The 16177-nt window shown below is 65.0% G+C and carries 12 protein-coding genes; 4 read left to right on the top strand and 8 right to left on the bottom strand.

Features of this window, described 5'->3' with window-relative positions; genetic code table 11:
- The 3 genes from ACYJP6_RS20315 to ACYJP6_RS20305 form a co-directional block, all read right to left on the bottom strand.
- Positions 1-1281: an allantoate amidohydrolase gene (locus ACYJP6_RS20315; RefSeq protein ID WP_459477274.1), complete on the bottom strand. Its 1281-nt coding sequence runs from the start codon at positions 1279-1281 to the stop codon at positions 1-3.
- Positions 1259-2017, bottom strand: a complete 759-nt coding sequence (locus ACYJP6_RS20310) for a DeoR/GlpR family DNA-binding transcription regulator (protein ID WP_459477513.1) — start codon at positions 2015-2017, stop codon at positions 1259-1261. Before ACYJP6_RS20310 ends, ACYJP6_RS20315 begins: the two co-directional genes overlap by 23 nt.
- Before the next feature lie 234 nt (positions 2018-2251).
- Positions 2252-3682 carry an amidase gene (locus ACYJP6_RS20305; protein ID WP_459477272.1) on the bottom strand — a complete coding sequence of 477 codons (1431 nt, stop codon included), beginning with the start codon at positions 3680-3682 and terminating at the stop codon, positions 2252-2254.
- A gap of 401 nt (positions 3683-4083) precedes the next feature.
- Here ACYJP6_RS20305 and ACYJP6_RS20300 point away from each other — a divergent pair, with 401 nt between their 5' ends.
- Both ACYJP6_RS20300 and ACYJP6_RS20295 read left to right on the top strand, forming a co-directional pair.
- Positions 4084-6552, top strand: coding sequence for a PAS domain-containing protein (locus tag ACYJP6_RS20300; protein ID WP_459477270.1), 2469 nt, complete (start codon positions 4084-4086; stop codon positions 6550-6552).
- 140 nt (positions 6553-6692) lie between these two features.
- Positions 6693-7877 carry a BaiN/RdsA family NAD(P)/FAD-dependent oxidoreductase gene (locus ACYJP6_RS20295; RefSeq protein ID WP_459477268.1) on the top strand — a complete coding sequence of 395 codons (1185 nt, stop codon included), beginning with the start codon at positions 6693-6695 and terminating at the stop codon, positions 7875-7877.
- 109 nt (positions 7878-7986) lie between these two features.
- Here the strand turns inward: ACYJP6_RS20295 and ACYJP6_RS20290 are convergent, their stop codons facing one another.
- The 5 genes from ACYJP6_RS20290 to ACYJP6_RS20270 all read right to left on the bottom strand — a co-directional run bounded on the left by ACYJP6_RS20290 (position 7987) and on the right by ACYJP6_RS20270 (position 13473).
- On the bottom strand, positions 7987-9291 hold the full coding sequence (locus tag ACYJP6_RS20290) for a diguanylate cyclase domain-containing protein (protein WP_459477266.1): 1305 nt from the start codon (positions 9289-9291) through the stop codon (positions 7987-7989).
- Between the two features lie 385 nt (positions 9292-9676).
- Positions 9677-10678, bottom strand: coding sequence for a dipeptidase (locus ACYJP6_RS20285; protein ID WP_459477264.1), 1002 nt, complete (start codon positions 10676-10678; stop codon positions 9677-9679).
- Positions 10679-10756: 78 nt separating this feature from the next.
- Positions 10757-11017 (bottom strand): hypothetical protein, encoded by a 261-nt coding sequence (locus ACYJP6_RS20280; RefSeq protein ID WP_459477262.1) that lies wholly within the window; start codon positions 11015-11017, stop codon positions 10757-10759.
- 148 nt (positions 11018-11165) lie between these two features.
- Complete coding sequence (locus ACYJP6_RS20275) at positions 11166-12515, bottom strand: 2-hydroxycarboxylate transporter family protein (protein WP_459477260.1); 1350 nt, start codon at positions 12513-12515, stop codon at positions 11166-11168.
- Between the two features lie 97 nt (positions 12516-12612).
- On the bottom strand, positions 12613-13473 hold the full coding sequence (locus ACYJP6_RS20270; protein ID WP_459477259.1) for an HpcH/HpaI aldolase/citrate lyase family protein: 861 nt from the start codon (positions 13471-13473) through the stop codon (positions 12613-12615).
- Positions 13474-13654: 181 nt separating this feature from the next.
- Between ACYJP6_RS20270 and ACYJP6_RS20265 the strand changes: the two genes are divergently transcribed.
- Both ACYJP6_RS20265 and ACYJP6_RS20260 read left to right on the top strand, forming a co-directional pair.
- Positions 13655-14530, top strand: a complete 876-nt coding sequence (locus ACYJP6_RS20265; protein ID WP_459477257.1) for a LysR family transcriptional regulator — start codon at positions 13655-13657, stop codon at positions 14528-14530.
- A 131-nt stretch (positions 14531-14661) separates the two neighbouring features.
- The gene (locus tag ACYJP6_RS20260) at positions 14662-15858 is read left to right on the top strand and encodes a CaiB/BaiF CoA transferase family protein (protein WP_459477255.1); all 1197 of its coding nucleotides are present in this window, start codon (positions 14662-14664) and stop codon (positions 15856-15858) included.
- Positions 15859-16177 lie beyond the last annotated feature (319 nt).

The raw sequence follows: 16177 nt of genomic DNA, 5'->3' as shown, positions 1-16177 counted from the left end.
TCAGAGGTACAGCTCAGGTTGGCAACAGGTGCGATACAGCAAGGCCGTGAGGACGCGTAATCCCTGGTGCAGATCGGAGGTAGCCGAGAATTCCGCTTCGTTGTGCGACAGTCCGCCCTGGCTGGGTACGAACAACAGCGCCGCGGGATAGCGACGCCCTAGACTGATGGCGTCGTGTCCGGCGACGGTGGCGCTATCGCCAGCGGGCACCCCCAGCGCCGCGCAGGTCAGTCGCGCCAGGTCAGCCAGTCCTTCGTGCAGGTGGCTGGGTTGGCGCAGTTGCTCGCTTTCCAGCGTGAAGGTGGTGCCGGTACGGGCGGCGATCGAATCGAGGCTGGCACGAAAGCGCTCTTCGGCCTCTACCAGCAGCGCCATGGACGGCGAACGAAACTCCACCCACAGCCGCGTCAATGCCGGCACCACGTTGGGGGAGTTGGGCTCGAGTTCCAGGCGGCCTACCGAGGTGTGCATGTCCAGGCCATGCCGCTCGGCTTCGGCCCTGACCGCCACGATCGCCTCGGCCGCCGCCAGGAGGGCATCGCGACGCACTGCCATGGGCGCCGGACCGGTATGGTTCTGCTCCCCGTCGAAACGAACTCGCCATTTCAAGGCGGCCCAGGTGTGCCGTACCACACCAATGGCAAGACCCTGGCTTTCCAGCTGAACGCCCTGCTCGACATGCATTTCCAGGTAGGCGGCGACGGGCAGGTCCAGCATCGCCTCACCGCGATAGCCGATCTGCGCGAGGGCTTCCCCCAGCGTCACCCCGGCGCCGTCGCGGCTGGCCCAGGCCTCGTCGACCGAGAGACTGCCGATGAAGGCGCTGCTGCCGATGAGACTGGGCTGAAAGCGCGCGCCCTCCTCGTTCGTCCAGTTCACCACGGCGAGATTGAAGACCGGCGTTTCACCGCGCGCCTCGAGCTGGCGCGCCACGCTGGCGATGGCGACCGCACCGGCGAGCACGCCATAGACACCATCGAAACGACCGGCCTTGGGTTGGGTATCCAAATGGGAGCCGCAGAGCACATAGGGCGCTGCAGGGTCGAAGGTCATCAGGCCAAACTGGTTACCAACGGCGTCGACCTGCACCGTGAAACCATGGGCGCGTAGCCAGGTGCTGAAGACATCGCGCATGGCGCCATCCTCTGCGGACGCGGCCAGGCGCTGCAGGCCACCCTTGGCGGTGGCACCGATGGCCGAACTCTGCGCGAACAACGCATCGAAGGCATCGAGGTCCGCCGCGTCGGCAACGGGAAGGTCACGGATAAACGAGCTCGACATCGGCTGACTCCAGACAGCGCACGAACTCGGCGGATGGCGGCCGGTTGCTGACCAGCGTATCCACCGCCGAGAACGGCAGGGTGTTGATGAAGGTGCGGTGACCGAATTTGGCGTCGTCCGCCAGGATGACGCTGCGGCGACAGTTCACCGTCAGCGTGCGACGCAGATGCGCCTCAGGCTCCTCGTAGTCCATGAGCCCCAGCTCGGCATCCACCGCGCCGATGCCCATGAAGGCGATGTCGTAGTGAAAGCCTGCGGCGAACGCCAGGGTATGCGGGCCGATCAGGGCGTTATCGTTGCGGCGGATGTCCCCAGGGGTCATCAGCACCTGGTTGGCGCTGTGCTGCGTGAGCAGCAGGCCAATATCCAGGGAGTTGGTCACCACCCGCAGGGCTTTGAAGCGGGTGAGCTGCTGCGCGAGGGCGAGGGTCGTCGTACCGGTGTCCAGGAACAGCGCCATGCCGTCCTGAACCAGCTCCGCCGCACAGGCCGCCAGACGGGTCTTGGCGCGCGTCTGGATGCGGCTACGCACCTGCAGGGGTTGCTCTTCGTTGGGCTTGGGCAGCACCGCACCGCCATGGATCCGACGCAGCTTGCCGGCCTCCTCGAGGTGCTTGAGATCACGCCGGATCGTCTCTTCCGATACTTGCATGGCCTGCGCCAGGTCTGCGGCCTTGACGCGTTGCTGCAGGTTGATGAGACGCAAGATTTCGTCAAGGCGAGGCTGGTTCAGCATGGCAGGGGTCGTCCACAACAGAGAGAAGCGCTCAGTGTAACGGGCTGCTCCGGCTGATTTCGCGCGGCTTGCGTGCAGCCTCGCCGCGACCTTGGGCGGCGAGAACAGGCGAGGCGATAGCGGGACGGGTGAAGCCATGGAACGTTCCTTTCACGGATGGAGCGGTGAAAGGCAGGTTGGAAAGGTGGTGCAACGGGCCAGCCTCTTTAGCGGGCGAGCGCCGTGTTGATCAGGTCAACGCAGCAGGGGCGGTACTCTATGAGCCCAAGGCAGCAGTGCCTCGACGGCGGCGCAGAACTGCAGGACCGCGGCATCCGCATGCCGGGGCCCCACCACCTGCAGGCCGATGGGCAACTCGTCGGCACTCCAGGCACAGGGCAGGCTCGCCGCAGGATTTCCCGACAGGTTGAAGGGATAGGTGAAGGGGGTCCAGCGCGCCCAAGGGGTGCCGCTGCCGGCTGCCTCGAAGCCCTCCTCCGGCCCGGTCAGGTGGGCGGGAAAAGGCAAAATCGGCAAGGTCGGCAGCAGCAATAGATCGTAGGACTCGAACAAGGCGTGGACCTGGTTGGCAAACATCGCGCGCTGCTGGGAAGCTGCAAGATAGTCGGCGAGATCGTACTCACGCGCCTTCTCGATCAAGGTGGCGAAGCCGGGATCGAGCTCGCCCAGTCGGCCGCCCAGGGTCTTGCCATAGGCGATGCCGCGCCCTGCTACCCAGAGCGTCTCGAAGGTCGCCAGCGGATCGCGCCAGTCCAGGGTCAGACGCTCGACCTCGAGCGGTAGTTGGCGTGCCAGGGTGTCCACTGCCGCTTCCACGCCAGCGGCCACCTCTGGATGGACGGGGGTCTCGAACAGCGTCGGACAATAGGCTACGCGCAGCGGAGATAATGGCTGGTCACAGCGCGCCAGGTAGGACTCCGTCGGCGCCGGAAGCGCCTGGTGATCGAGCGCATCCGGCCCGGACAACACATCGAACAGCAAGGCGCTGTCGCGCACGGTACGGGTGATGGGCCCCGCGTGGCTAAGAGTTTCCGTCGCCGACCACGGCCAGGTAGGAATGCGGCCGAGAGAGCCTTTCAGGGCGAAGGTGCCGCAAAAGGCGCTGGGGATCCGGACCGAACCACCCCCATCCGAGCCCAGGGCCGCCGGCACCATGAACGCCGCCGTGGCGATGGCGGAGCCGGAACTCGAACCACCGCTGGTCAAACTCGTATTCCACGGCGTGCGGCCGTCGCCAAATACCCGCGAGGTGCTGGCACCGGTCCAGCCGAACTCGGTGGTCGCCGTCTTGCCCAGCACTATCCCACCCGCCGCCTTGAGGCGCTGGATGATAGGAGCATCCTGGGTCGGTACATAGTCGAGCGCTGTGAGCGACCCCCGGGTCGTCCGCAGGCCAGCGGTGTGGAACAGGTCCTTGATGCCGAAAGGCACGCCATGCAGCGGACCGCGGAAACGTCCTTCGCCCGCTTCGGCATCCAGCACCCGCGCCTCGGCCAACGCCCGCTCGGCGTAGACGTCACCGAACGCGCTGAGCGTGTGATTAGTGGCTTTTATGGAATCCAGGCACGCTTGCACGAGGGCAACCGAAGTCAGTTGCCCGTCGCGAATGCGCCGAGCAGAACTGATCACATCAGGTACAGCTACGTCTAGCATGGGCGTTTTCATTGGCTTCCAGACCATTCTCACCGCTGAGGTGTCTGGACGGCATTGAATAGCGAAGGACCGCCGGGGTCAAGCGGAAAAAATTTGGATTTGTGGATTATGTGGGATTTATACTTCCGGCAATGATCGCCGGGTTCAGTGTTAGAACAACCTCCTGGGAGCCACCCCGCTGCTCGGAGTGGAGCGTGACGAGGGAGCGAACCTGGAAGGACGTGCGCAGGCATGGGTAGACAGCGACGACCATCACAACTACCGGTCGATCCATTCGCCCGCTTCGCTTCCACCCTCGCTATACTGGCCCCGCGAGGCCTATGACTGACACCGCTGGCGTCCTGCTCCAGCGCGGTCGGCCTGTCGCTTGCCACCTTCCTACTGCCCTGCCTAGGCACGGTTCGAGCGAGCCAATGAGCGTCCCGATTTCGCCTGAAGTGCCTGCCTACACCCTGGACGACGATGTCGATCTCGTCGGTGAGATCGCCGCGGTGCCGAAGATCCTGGAGGTGGTCTGCCGGATGACCGGCATGGGCTTCGCCGCCGTTGCCCGGGTCACCGATGACCGCTGGATCGCCTGCCGTACGCTGGATCATATCGGCTTCGGCCTGGCGCCCGGCGGGGAGCTGGCGGTGGAATCGACCCTCTGCGACGAGATCCGCGACCATCGCCGGCCGGTGGTGATCGACGACGTGGCCCAGGACGAGCGCTATCGCGACCATCACACCCCCAGGCAATACGGCCTGCGCAGCTACATCTCCGTCCCCATCGTGCTGGACGACGGCAGCTTCTTCGGCACCCTCTGCGCGATAGATCCCCAGCCCGCACGCCCGAGCAGCCCCGAAATCCTTCCCGCCTTCGAACTGTTCGCCGGGATGATCGCTCTGGAAATCGGTGCGCGGCGTCGCTTCAACGCCGCCCGCAACATCCTGCACAGCGAAGCCTTTTCCCGCAGCCTGCTTAAGGCCAGCCTGGACTGCGTGAAGGTCCTTTCGGCCGCGGGCGACATCGAATTCATGAATGCTCAGGGCCTCGTGCTTAACGAGCTGCAGTGCCTGGAACAGGTCATGGGACGCGAATACGCCGCGCTGTGGCCTGCAGAAGAAGCTGGCAAAATCAGGCGCGCCGTCGCCCTGGCTGCTGCAGGCCAGACCACACGCGTAGAGGGTTACTGCCCTACCGCCCAAGGTGAGCCTCGCTGGTGGGAGGTCTCCTGCTCGCCCGTCGAGGTCGCCGGTACCGAGCGACTCAAAATCGTCTGCATCACGCGGGATATCACCGCCCGCGTTCTCGCTGAACGGGCGCAGCTGGCCAAGTCCGTCGCCATCTCGATCCGCAACGATGACCTCGAGCGCCAGGTTTTCGCGCGCACCGCCGAGCGGGATCAGATCTGGAATTGCTCCAACGATCCACTGTGCGTGGCGAACGCCGACGGCTTCTTCATCAACCTCAATCCGGCCTGGGTCAAGACGCTGGGCTGGACGCTGGAAGAACTCCAGGCCCAGCCGTTCATCAACTTCGTCCACCCGACCGATCTGGCCGCGACGCGGCAGGCGTTCCTGGCGCTCAAGCAGGGGACGCCGGTGATCGGCTTTGAAAATCGCTACCGGCACCGCGATGGCTCCTATCGTTGGCTGTCTTGGAATGCCGTATGTAACGCCGAGCTCATCTACGCCACGGTGCGGGATGTCTCCCAGCAACGGCAACAGGCGCTGGATCTCGCCACCGCCGAGGATGCATTGCGCCAGGCCCAGAAGATGGAGGCCATCGGCCAACTAACCGGCGGGGTCGCCCATGACTTCAACAACCTGCTGACGGTCATCAAGTCATCCTGCGATCTGCTGAAGCGGCCGAACCTGAGCGAAGAGCGCCGCGAGCGCTACGTCGGCGCGATTTCCACCACCGTCGATCGCGCGGCCAAGCTCACCGGGCAACTGCTGGCCTTCGCCCGCCGCCAGGCACTCACGCCCGACACCTTTTCCGCCACGGCCAATGTCCGGGCGCTGCACGACATGCTCGGAACGCTGCTGGGCTCGCGCATCGACGTTACCCTGGAACTGTCCGAGCACACCTGCCTGGTCTATGCCGACCCGGGCCAATTCGATACCGCCCTGGTCAACATGGTGGTCAACGCGCGGGACGCCATGGACGGCAATGGCCACCTGACCCTCAGCGTCCGCCCCATTGCCGACATGCCGGCCAGTACGCCGCCGCGTATAGGGCCCATGCCAGCCGTGGTCATCGCCATCACGGACACCGGCAGTGGTATCGCCCGGGAACATCTTGAACAGATCTTCGAACCCTTCTTCACCACCAAGCGCGTGGGCAAGGGCACGGGGCTCGGCCTGAGCCAGGTGTTCGGCTTCATCAAGCAATCCGGCGGGGAGATCCACGTTTCTAGCGAGGTCGGCCAGGGCACGACCTTCGAACTCTATCTGCCGCGGGCGACGGGCGAGGTCCAGCGCCCAGTCGACGATTCCGCTCCGGCGGTCGCCGATGGCCGCGGGGCCGCGGTGCTGGTGGTCGAGGACAATACCGAGGTGGGCAACTTCGCGGTCGACTCCCTGCGCGATCTCGGCTATCGCCCAGTGCTGGCCACCACGGCCGACCACGCCCTGGCCCTGCTCGCCGATCAGCCGGGCCACTATGACGTGGTGTTTTCCGATGTCGTGATGCCAGGCATGAGCGGTCTCGAACTCGCCATCGAAGTCCGGCGGCTGTATCGCAGCCTGCCCGTCCTGCTGACCTCCGGCTACAGCCATATCCTCGCGACCAATGGCGCCCAGGGCTTCGAACTGCTGCACAAGCCCTATTCGATCGAAGAGCTGTCTCGACGCCTGCAGGCGATCCTGGAAGAAGCCGCCACGCACCTGGTCAGCTAGCCCGCCGTAGCGACCTCGGCGCCGCCGTCCACGGATAGCGGACCGGCGGCGCGATGCCGGCCCCCCACCCGGCCCGACCGATCGGGTAACATGCGCCGCCGCAGGCCAATGGCCAGATGTCAGTAGGCAAGGAGTTCAGCGTGTTCGATACCCAGGTCGTCATCATCGGTGCCGGCGCCGCAGGTTTGATGTGTGCGCTCAGCGCGGCTGCGCGCGGGCGCCGGGTGCTGGTGCTCGACCATGCCAACAAGGCCGGCAAGAAAATCCTCATGTCCGGTGGCGGCCGCTGCAACTTCACCAACCTGTACTGCGAGCCTGGCAACTTCCTCTCGCACAATCCGCACTTCTGCAAGTCGGCCCTGGCCCGCTTCACCCAATGGGACTTCATCGCCCTGGTGGCCAAGCACGGGGTGCCCTATCACGAGAAGAAGCTCGGCCAGCTGTTTTGCGACAACAAGGCCAGCGACATCCTCGCCCTGCTGCTGGACGAGTGCGAGCGTGGCGGCGTCGAACTGCGCCTGAACACCTCCGTGACCGAGATCGCCCGCCTCGATCGGGGCTATCAGTTGCACACCAGCCTGGGGCCGGTGCGCGGTGAGTCCCTGGTGATCGCCACCGGCGGCCTGTCGATCCCGACCCTGGGCGCCACGGGCTTCGGCTACCAGGTCGCACGTCAGTTCGGCCACGAACTGCTACCGACCCGCGCGGGCCTGGTGCCCTTCACCGTCACCGATCCGCAGCTGAAGGACTTCTGCAGCACCCTGTCCGGTACCGCCGTGGAAGACGTCCGCATCAGTTGCAACGGGCAGAGCTTCGTCGAGAATCTGCTGTTCACCCACCGCGGCCTCAGCGGCCCGGCGATCCTGCAGATCTCCTCGTATTGGCAACCCGGCGACGCCCTGAGCATCGACCTGCTGCCCCACCTCGACCTGCCGCTCTGGCTCGCCGAGCAGCGCCAGGCGCGGCCCAACAGCGAACTCAAGACGCTGCTCGGGGAAGTGTTCACCAAGAAGATGGCCACCCTGCTCGCAGACAGCTGGTTCCAGTCCAAGCCAATGAAGCAATACGGCCCCGACGAACTCAAGGCCATCGCCGCACGCCTGAACGACTGGCGGCTGGTACCGGCGGGCACCGAGGGCTATCGCACCGCCGAGGTGACCCTGGGCGGCGTCGACACCCGCGAGGTGTCCTCCAAGACCCTGGAGTCCCTCAAGTCGCCCGGCCTGTACTTCATCGGCGAGGTCCTGGACGTCACCGGCCACCTGGGTGGGTTCAATTTCCAGTGGGCCTGGGCCTCGGGCTACGCGGCGGCGCAGTACGTCTAGGACCGCTACCGCGGCCCAGGCCAGCGCGGATGCCCGTTTCTTGGGCCTACGCGGGTTCAGGCCAGGCGACGCCTGCAGCGCGGCAGTTCCTGGATGCCGATCCGGACCGTTAGCGGCCTGCGGGTAACGGATCATCCGTTGCTGGACCCGCCAGATCGCTCGCGAAGACGTAGCAATTCTTGCCGCGGCGCTTGGCCTCGTACATGGCCGCATCCGCCTGGCGCAGGACGCTGTCGCCGTCGTCGGCTGGCAGGCTGTCGCTGACCACTACGCCGATGCTAGCGTGGACCTGCGCCGTGCCGCCTTCCAGGGCGAGCGGCTCGCGCACCGCGCGTAACAGGCGCTCCAATACCCGTTCGCTTACCTCGCGTCCGGGCAGGCCCTCCATGATCAGCACGAATTCGTCGCCACCGAGCCGGGCCAGGGTGTCCGAACTGCGGATCTCCTTCAGCAGGCGCTCGGCGGTCACCACCAGGACCTGGTCGCCCTGGGCGTGGCCGAAGCTGTCGTTGACGGCCTTGAAGCCATCGAGGTCCAGGAGCGCCACGGTGAAGACCGTGCCCTGCCGATGGGCCTGCTCGCGGGCCTGTGTCAGCCGCTCCACCATCAGTCGCCGATTGGCCAGCCCGGTGAGCGGATCGAACAAGGCCTGGCGCACCAGTTCGGCACGCCGCTCGCGGCGGCTGAGCAGGGCGTGGACCAGCCAGGCCAGCCAGGCACTGCCGAGCACGACCAGGCCGAAATCGACATAGTGCCGCGCCTGGTTCTGCCAACGCGGCAGCGGCGCGACGCACAGCGTCCAGGCCGTGGCCTCGATCTGCACGTCCCGACAGAGCCCCTCGACCACCGCTGCAGCGGAACGCTGCAGCACTCGCAACTCCCCCGTCTCCGCATCGATTCCCGTCAGCTGGTAGGCATAGCCCTGGGCCTCGATGGCGCCGAGGTTGGCGTCTTCCAGGGCTTCGGGGAGTGTCAGGGTCACCACGGTGTAACCCCAGAAACGTGTCTGTCCCTTTGCATCGGGCAGGAACACCGGAAGCATGCCGATCGCCCCTATGGGCCCCTGGATCAGCTTGAAGGGCCCCATGAACTGGATGCGCGAATCCTTGCTCTCGAGTGTTCTCAGCAGCTGGCTGCGATCCTGGTGCTCCCAGAGGTCGTGGTCGCGTACCAGCAGGTTTCGGTCCAACGGCTCGATCTGGCGGATGACGGCATCGGGCGCCAGCGACAGGGCATAGGCACCCTTGTACAGCGGCAGCAGGAAGCGCGCGAGCGCGGCGAAATCCGGCACCTGGCCTTTGCCCTGGTAGACCAGGACCGCCAGGGTTCGGGTGGCGGAGAGTGAGCTTGTGAGCACCTTCTCCACCGACAGGGCGAAGGTCATCGCGACCTCGCCGGTGCGCACCCTGTCCATCCGGCGGGTTTCGTCATCGAACCGTGCGATGAGGGTCCAGCCGAGGAGGACGAAACAGGCGAATGCCAGCAGTGGCACTCCCTGGCGCACCCATCGGCTGTTCCCTACCCTGCTCATCTCTGGCTTGAAGCCCGCCACTCGAAATCGTCCCACTCACTACCCAACCAAAAAGCGTGATGAAGATCACGTCTTGGCGAGTATAGCGAGGCGGTGACCGGCCACGCGACCGTCTGGCACGGCGTTTCGACCCTAGGCCACCTTGGCCGGGCGATTATCGAAACGAGGGAAGATGCCGTCACAGCTCCTGCTTTGCGAGCGGAAGCCGGTAGCGCCGCCCCACTGCCACGGTGAAGCGACGAAAGACTGTCCTACCCGGAGCCCGCGATCAGGGCGTCGCCGAGGGCCAGTTAAGACTGGCGATGCGCAGGAAGTTGCCACCCAGGATGGCCTCGACATCGGCGTCGGTATAACCACGGGAGGTCAGTTGCTGCCTGAGCTCGGGCAGCGCCTCCGGCTGCAGCTGGGTATGGCCGTTTGGCTGGCCGTAGTAGCGTGCCGGCCACCAGTCCTCGGCATCGACTCCGGCGGGGACATCCAGGTGGGCAGGACACAATTCGGTATCCAGGCCGATGCCGATATGGCGGGTACCGACCCGCTCCGCCAGGTAGTCGATCTGGCGGACGAAGCTGGCTACCGTCGCCTGCGGATCTCCCAGAAAGATGCTCAAGCCCGTCAGGCCGATCACCCCGTCCTGTTCGGCACAGGTGTCGATCTGCCGATCGCTGAGGGTTCGGGGGTGATCGTAGAGTGCCTTGATATTGGTGTGGGAGAAGATCACCGGTTGTGTCGAGGCCTCCATGATCTCGAAGCTGGCCTGCTCGCTGGCATGGGCGCAATCGAGGGTGATGCCCGCGGCATTGCCGGCCGCGACCACGGCGCGGCCCAGCGCCGTCAGGCCGCCGCCCGCGCCATGGCAACCGCCGGCGCAGCTGTTGTCACGGTTGTAGGCGAGCAGCATCTGGCGCACCCCGAGGGATGCGAAGAGCCCCACCATCGTCGGATCGTCGAGCAGCATGGTCGAGCCTTCGAGATCGAAGGAAACGGCCAGCCTCCCCTGCTCGCGCGCCTGCTGGAGGTCGGACAGGCTACCGACCAAGGAAAAATGCTCGGTGTGCCGAGCCAGCCAGGCGCGGAAGCCGGCCAGGGTCTGCAGCACGGTCGCGAAGGGCGTCATGTCCATGCCGACGTTGAGCGACACATGATGGAAGCCTGCCTCGCGGTATCGATGCAACCCGGACATGTCCTGCCCCGGCACGAGGGGCAGACAGGCATGGGCCTCCCAGCGGATCGGCCTGAGTCCCGCGGGTATCGCTGTAACGGTCTGCATCTGCGTTCCCTTGCGCACGTCTCGAGGGCTCAACATAGCATGCGGACGGGGCCGGGATCCGCCCAGCCCGCCTTGACGCTAGCCGACGTTCACGGTCCGCAGCAGCGCCGGATCCACGATCCTTGCCTGATAGCGCACCGACGCCTGGCCATAGGCCTGGGGATCGAGCAACTGGTCCCAGCGTGCCGGCGCCTGCGCTTGCACCGCGACGACCTCGGACTGGGCTGCCTTGGGCTGCAGCGCGGCCTGGGCGCGTCTTTCGTTGATCTCGGCGGCCATGGCGGTGTAGCTGGCGGTGCTGAGCAGGGCGAGTGCGGCCATCTTGTTGAAGACATTCATGGTGGATCCTCCGGTCTTGAACAGGGGGCTGGCGTCACCGCGGGAGCGGTCCGGCGTCAGTCACGGCTCTACCTTGCGCCCGGGCGTCTTAACGCTGTCTTAACCCCTCTGAACCCGACCTGAACGGCGGTAAGCCTCCGGTGCCGGGTCAGGGCCCCAGATGCGTGAAGATCAGCAGGGCGGTCATGACGGTGATGGCACCGCCGATGCGCGTCGATATCTGGGCGAACGGCATCAACTCCATTCGCCCTGCTGCCGTGAGGATTGCGACATCCCCCGTACCGCCGAGGCCGCTATGGCAGCCGTTGACGATGGCCGTTTCCACTGGGTGCAAGCCCAGACGACGGGCCATGGCGAAGCCGACCAGCACGAGCACCAGCACCGTGGTGAAGATCGCCAGCAGGTTCGCCCAGTGGAAGGCCGCCATGAGTTCGCTCCAGTGGGTGACTGCAATGGAATTGGCGAACAGCAAGGGATAGGTCACACAGGAGGTGAAGAACCTGAACAGGGTGGCGGATCCCTCCTCGAGCACCTTGGGTACCAGCTTGCAGAGCTTCAGCAATACGGCGAAGAACAGCATGCAGACGGGTCCTGGCAGGCCGAATAGCGCATGCATGAGCACCCCACTCAGGTAGAGGGTTACCGCGGTCATACCGGCGGCTATGACCCAGTCGACGTCGATGTTGCCAGCCTTTGCCTGGCCATCGCCAACCGGCGCGCCAAGGGTATCGCCGGCTGCCAGCTTGCCGTTGCCGGTCAGGTGCGGATAGCGGCTGCCGATCGCACTCATCACCCCGCACAGGACGATGGCGCAGAGATTGCCCAACAGGATGACCGGGAGCAGTCGGGCCAACAGCTTGCCCGGATCGGCGCCAAGAATTTCCGCGTAGCCGACCGACAAGGGGATAGCGCCCTCACCCAGGCCACCACCCATGACCGGCACGCTGACGAAGAACAGGACCTGCTTGAGTTCCAGTCCGGCCGCCATGCCGACCAATCCGCCGGCGACGAAGGCCAGGATGGACCCGACCACCAGGGGAAGGAAGATGCGCGCGAAACCCTTGAGAATGATGTCGCGGTCCATGGTGAAGATGCTGCCCACGACCACCGCCGAGACGAATAGATAGATGAAGTTGCTGGTCTTGGTGAAGGTCGTGACCCCGGTGATGACCTGCTCCGGTATCCAATGGATGCTGACCAGATAGGAGGGCAGGAAGGCCGCGATGATCGCCGACCCGCCAATACGATTCAGGTAGGGGATACGCTTGCCGATCTCGGCGCAGGTCGCGCCGCCGAGCCCGATGATGGCGACCATCGTGGGCAGGTCGACACCGACCTTCCTGACGGCAACGAGCCCGGCGACGAGCGCGCAAAGGGCTAGATATACAGGCAGGGGAATGAAACTGATGCGAATCTGGAAAAGGGCAAGCAAGCGGCTGCTGGACGACGACTGACTGACCGGTAGAGGGGTTGCAGTGAGCTCCGGGGGCGTGGACATGGAATAGCCTCATTATTGTTGTAAAGGTACAAGTGGGCGCCGCTCATGCTGGGTGTGATCGGCCGCGGGTGGGAGGTCGGAACGTCAGGCCGCCGGGCTAATCCAGTAACCCTGCGGATTGCGCCTGTTCGAGGAGTTGCCGGGCGCGTGCCACAAAGGGTCCATCGACCATCCGGCCCTCGACCTGGTAGGCGCCCTGCCCTTCGCGCTCGGCCTGCTGGGCGGCAGCGACGATAAGGCGGGATCTCGCGACCTCTTCCCGCGAGGGCAGGAAGGCCGCATTGGCCAGGGCGATCTGCGAAGGATGGATGCAGGATTTGCCAGCGAAGCCGAGAGCGTGGGCATGGCGCGCCTCCTCGCTATAGCCCTCGGGATCCGCGATCGCCGGAAAGGCAGCGTCGTAGATCGGGACCTGCGCCTCGCCTGCGGCCAGACGGACACTCAGCTGCAACTGCTGGACGATCTGGGGTTGGTATCTATCCATGCCCAGGGGCTCTAGAAGATCGGCGAAACCCAGCTGTAGGCCTGCGACTCGCGGGTGGGCCGCGGCGATATCGCCGGCTCGACGCACCCCACGCGGGGATTCGATGGTAGCCAGGATCAGCACCGGGGTCTTAAGCCCTATCTGTCTTTCGAGGCGCTCAAGCTGGTCGGCCAAGTGCCTTACCTGGCCCGGTTCTTCCACCTTTGGCAGATTGATGATGTCCACCCGACTGCTCACCACCGCCGCCAGATCTGCCTCATAGTGCGCCGTGTCCTGGGCATTGATGCGCACGACGATGTGCTTCGGGCTATCACCGAGCCTTTCCAGGTAGGCTGCCAGCTGCTGCCGGGCCCACTCCTTGGCAGCTGGCGCCACGGCGTCTTCGAGATCGAAGCTGATTCCATCGGCTGCGGACGCCATCGCCTTGTCGAACAGTTCGGGGCGAGAACCAGGGACGAACAACTTGCTACGCATGGGAGAGCCTCATTCGTGGATCCTTGAGCACCGATCAATCAGAGCTGTCGCCCGTGAGGCCCGTGACCAGCGGCAGGCGGGATGACTAGCGATCTTCAGCACCGACGGAACCCATAGTGCGGAAAGGCAAAACCCAGCTAAAGTGCTTTTTACTACCTTTAGAATCCAGAATTTGTTGACTATGGATACCCGCTATCTCGACAGCTTCCTGCAGGTCGCCTTCCTGGGATCCACCGCCGCCGCCGCCCGTAAGCTGAACCTGACCCCAACCGCCGTGGCGCAGCGCGTTAAGGCACTGGAGCAGGAAATCGGTCAGCCGCTACTCAGTCGCGTGGGCCGCAACATGCAGCTGACGCCAGCGGGATCGGCGCTGATCGAACCGGCACGAGATCTGCTTCGCCGTAGCCAGGAGCTGCGTGCGATCGCCGCACTGGATACGGTGGCCGGCGACCTGCGTATCGGTTGCATCACCACCGCGCTCGGCTATCTGGTACCTGGCGTACTGGCCGACCTCATCACTGATTACGAACATCTGCGTCCGCATGTCGAGCCCGGCTTCTCCGCTGAGCTGTACCGCAAGGTCATCGCCGAGGACATCGATATCGCCCTCATCGTCAAACCGCACTTCGAACTGGCCAAGGAATTCCAGTGGCAACCCCTGTCCGACGAGCCCTTCGTGGTGCTCGCGGCGCGAGGCATGGCTGGCGAGGACGCCCATACCCTGCTCGCGAGCCAGCCGTTCATTCGCTATCACCGACGCTCCTGGGGCGGCATGCTGGCCGACCGCTACCTGCTCCAGGTCGGAATTCAGCCCTGGGAGCGCTTCGAAATCGATGCCTTGGACGCGATCGCCGCGATGGTTGCCGGCGACCTCGGGGTCTCCCTGGTGCCACGCTGGCGTGCGCTGCATGCGCGGCTCGACGAGCTGTTGCAGGTGCCATTGCCCGGGCAGGGCCTGACGCGCCCGGTGGGCCTGCTATGGAAACGCAATTCGGCGAAAAAGACCTTGATCGAGGTGTTCCGCGCCGTACTGACCGCCAGAATGGCCACCCAGTAAATCCACTTTTTATGGATTCTAAAGCCAAAAAAATAAGCTTTTGCTTGGCGTTTCAGCTTCGCAGAATGAGGTCATTCAAGGCACCGGTCATATGCCGCCAGGTGCCCACCTCAGCCTGACTGGACCAGCAGATGCCCAATACCGTTTATTCCCCTGGCAAGGGTCCTCTTGCCGGGATCACCGTCCTCGATCTGAGTGCCTACATCGCCGGCCCCTACGGCTGTACCCTGCTCGCCGACCAGGGCGCTCGAGTCGTCAAGATCGAGCCCCCCAGCGGTGACAACCTGCGTCACTACCCCTCTACGCTGGAGGCGGAAAGTCGCGCCTTTCTCGGCGTCAACCGCAGCAAGCAGGGTGTTGTCCTCGACCTCAAGCAACCCGAAGCATTGGCGGCCCTGCATACCCTGATCGGTCAGGCCGATGTGCTGGTGCATAACTTTCGTCCTTCGGTACCCGAGCGCTTGGGGATCGGCTATGACCAGGTGCGCGCCGTCAATCCGCGGCTGATCTATTGCTCGGTCACCGGTTATGGCAGCCGCGGTCCACTGCGCAACAAGGCGGGCTATGACCAGGTGCTGCAGACGATGACCGGCATGTGCGCGGCCCAGGCGAAACCCGGCGGCCCCCCCGAAATCCTCTACGGCTCGGTGGTCGACTTCTATGCCGCCTCGCTGGTCGCAGGCGCGGTGTCTTCGGCACTGTACGAGCGCGAGCGTTCCGGCCTTGGCCAGGCCCTCGAAGTATCCTTGCTGAGCAGCGCCCTGGCGATGCAGTCGACACGTCTGGTATGGGCAGCGAACGAACCCCGTGTACTGGATCGCGACATGCGCTCGGGCGGTATCACGGGCATCCACCCCACACGGTCCGGCCATCTCTACCTGTCGGCCAATACCCCCCACTTCTGGCAGGCGCTCTGCGAGCGAACCGGCCTGCTCCATCTGGCGACGGACCCGCGTTTCGACACGGTGCGCAAGCGGGCAGAGCATCAGGACGTGATCGTACCCCAATTGCACGAAGCCCTGACCCGCCACAGCGCCCGCGAATGGGAAGAGATTTTCGGTGACGCCGTGCCTTGCGCCGCTGCGCGCCGCGTTGACGAGATGTTCGACGACCCCCAATGCGCCGCCGAACATCTGATCGCCGAATTCGAGCACCCTGTGGTTGGCCGTTACCAGGGCTTCACGCGCACGACCCGCTTCACCCGTACACCCGGCCCGATGCCCTTCGCCGCGCCGGCACTCGGCGCTGATTCACACCGCGTGTTACGCGATGCGGGCCTCAGCGATGACCAGATCGCCCAATTGCGAGCGAAGGGAGCCCTGTCCTGAAGGACACCGCGGCAGCGTAACCTCCCCATTCTGCAGACAGGGTAGCCGCAGGTGTTCTTGCCTGACTGTCCGGCAAGGTGCCTGAAATAGGGCCTACGCCGCGCACGACACCGGCATTCTCCCGACGATGGCTGGGGCATCGGCACCTTGCCACCTTGACGTGGCGTCAGCCTCGCCGTCCGCCTGCCCCACTGCGACAACCTGCCCCAGGTGCTGGCCACTGGCCAATTGACCTGGATCAGCTTTGCCCAGGGCCAGCAGGCGCATCCTGCATGCAGCCGCCACTCCGTCCTGGAGGGGCGCCACGGCTCGCGAGGTC

This window comes from Pseudomonas sp. No.117 (assembly GCF_054558395.1).
This window is presented reverse-complemented; position numbering and strand designations above follow the sequence as displayed.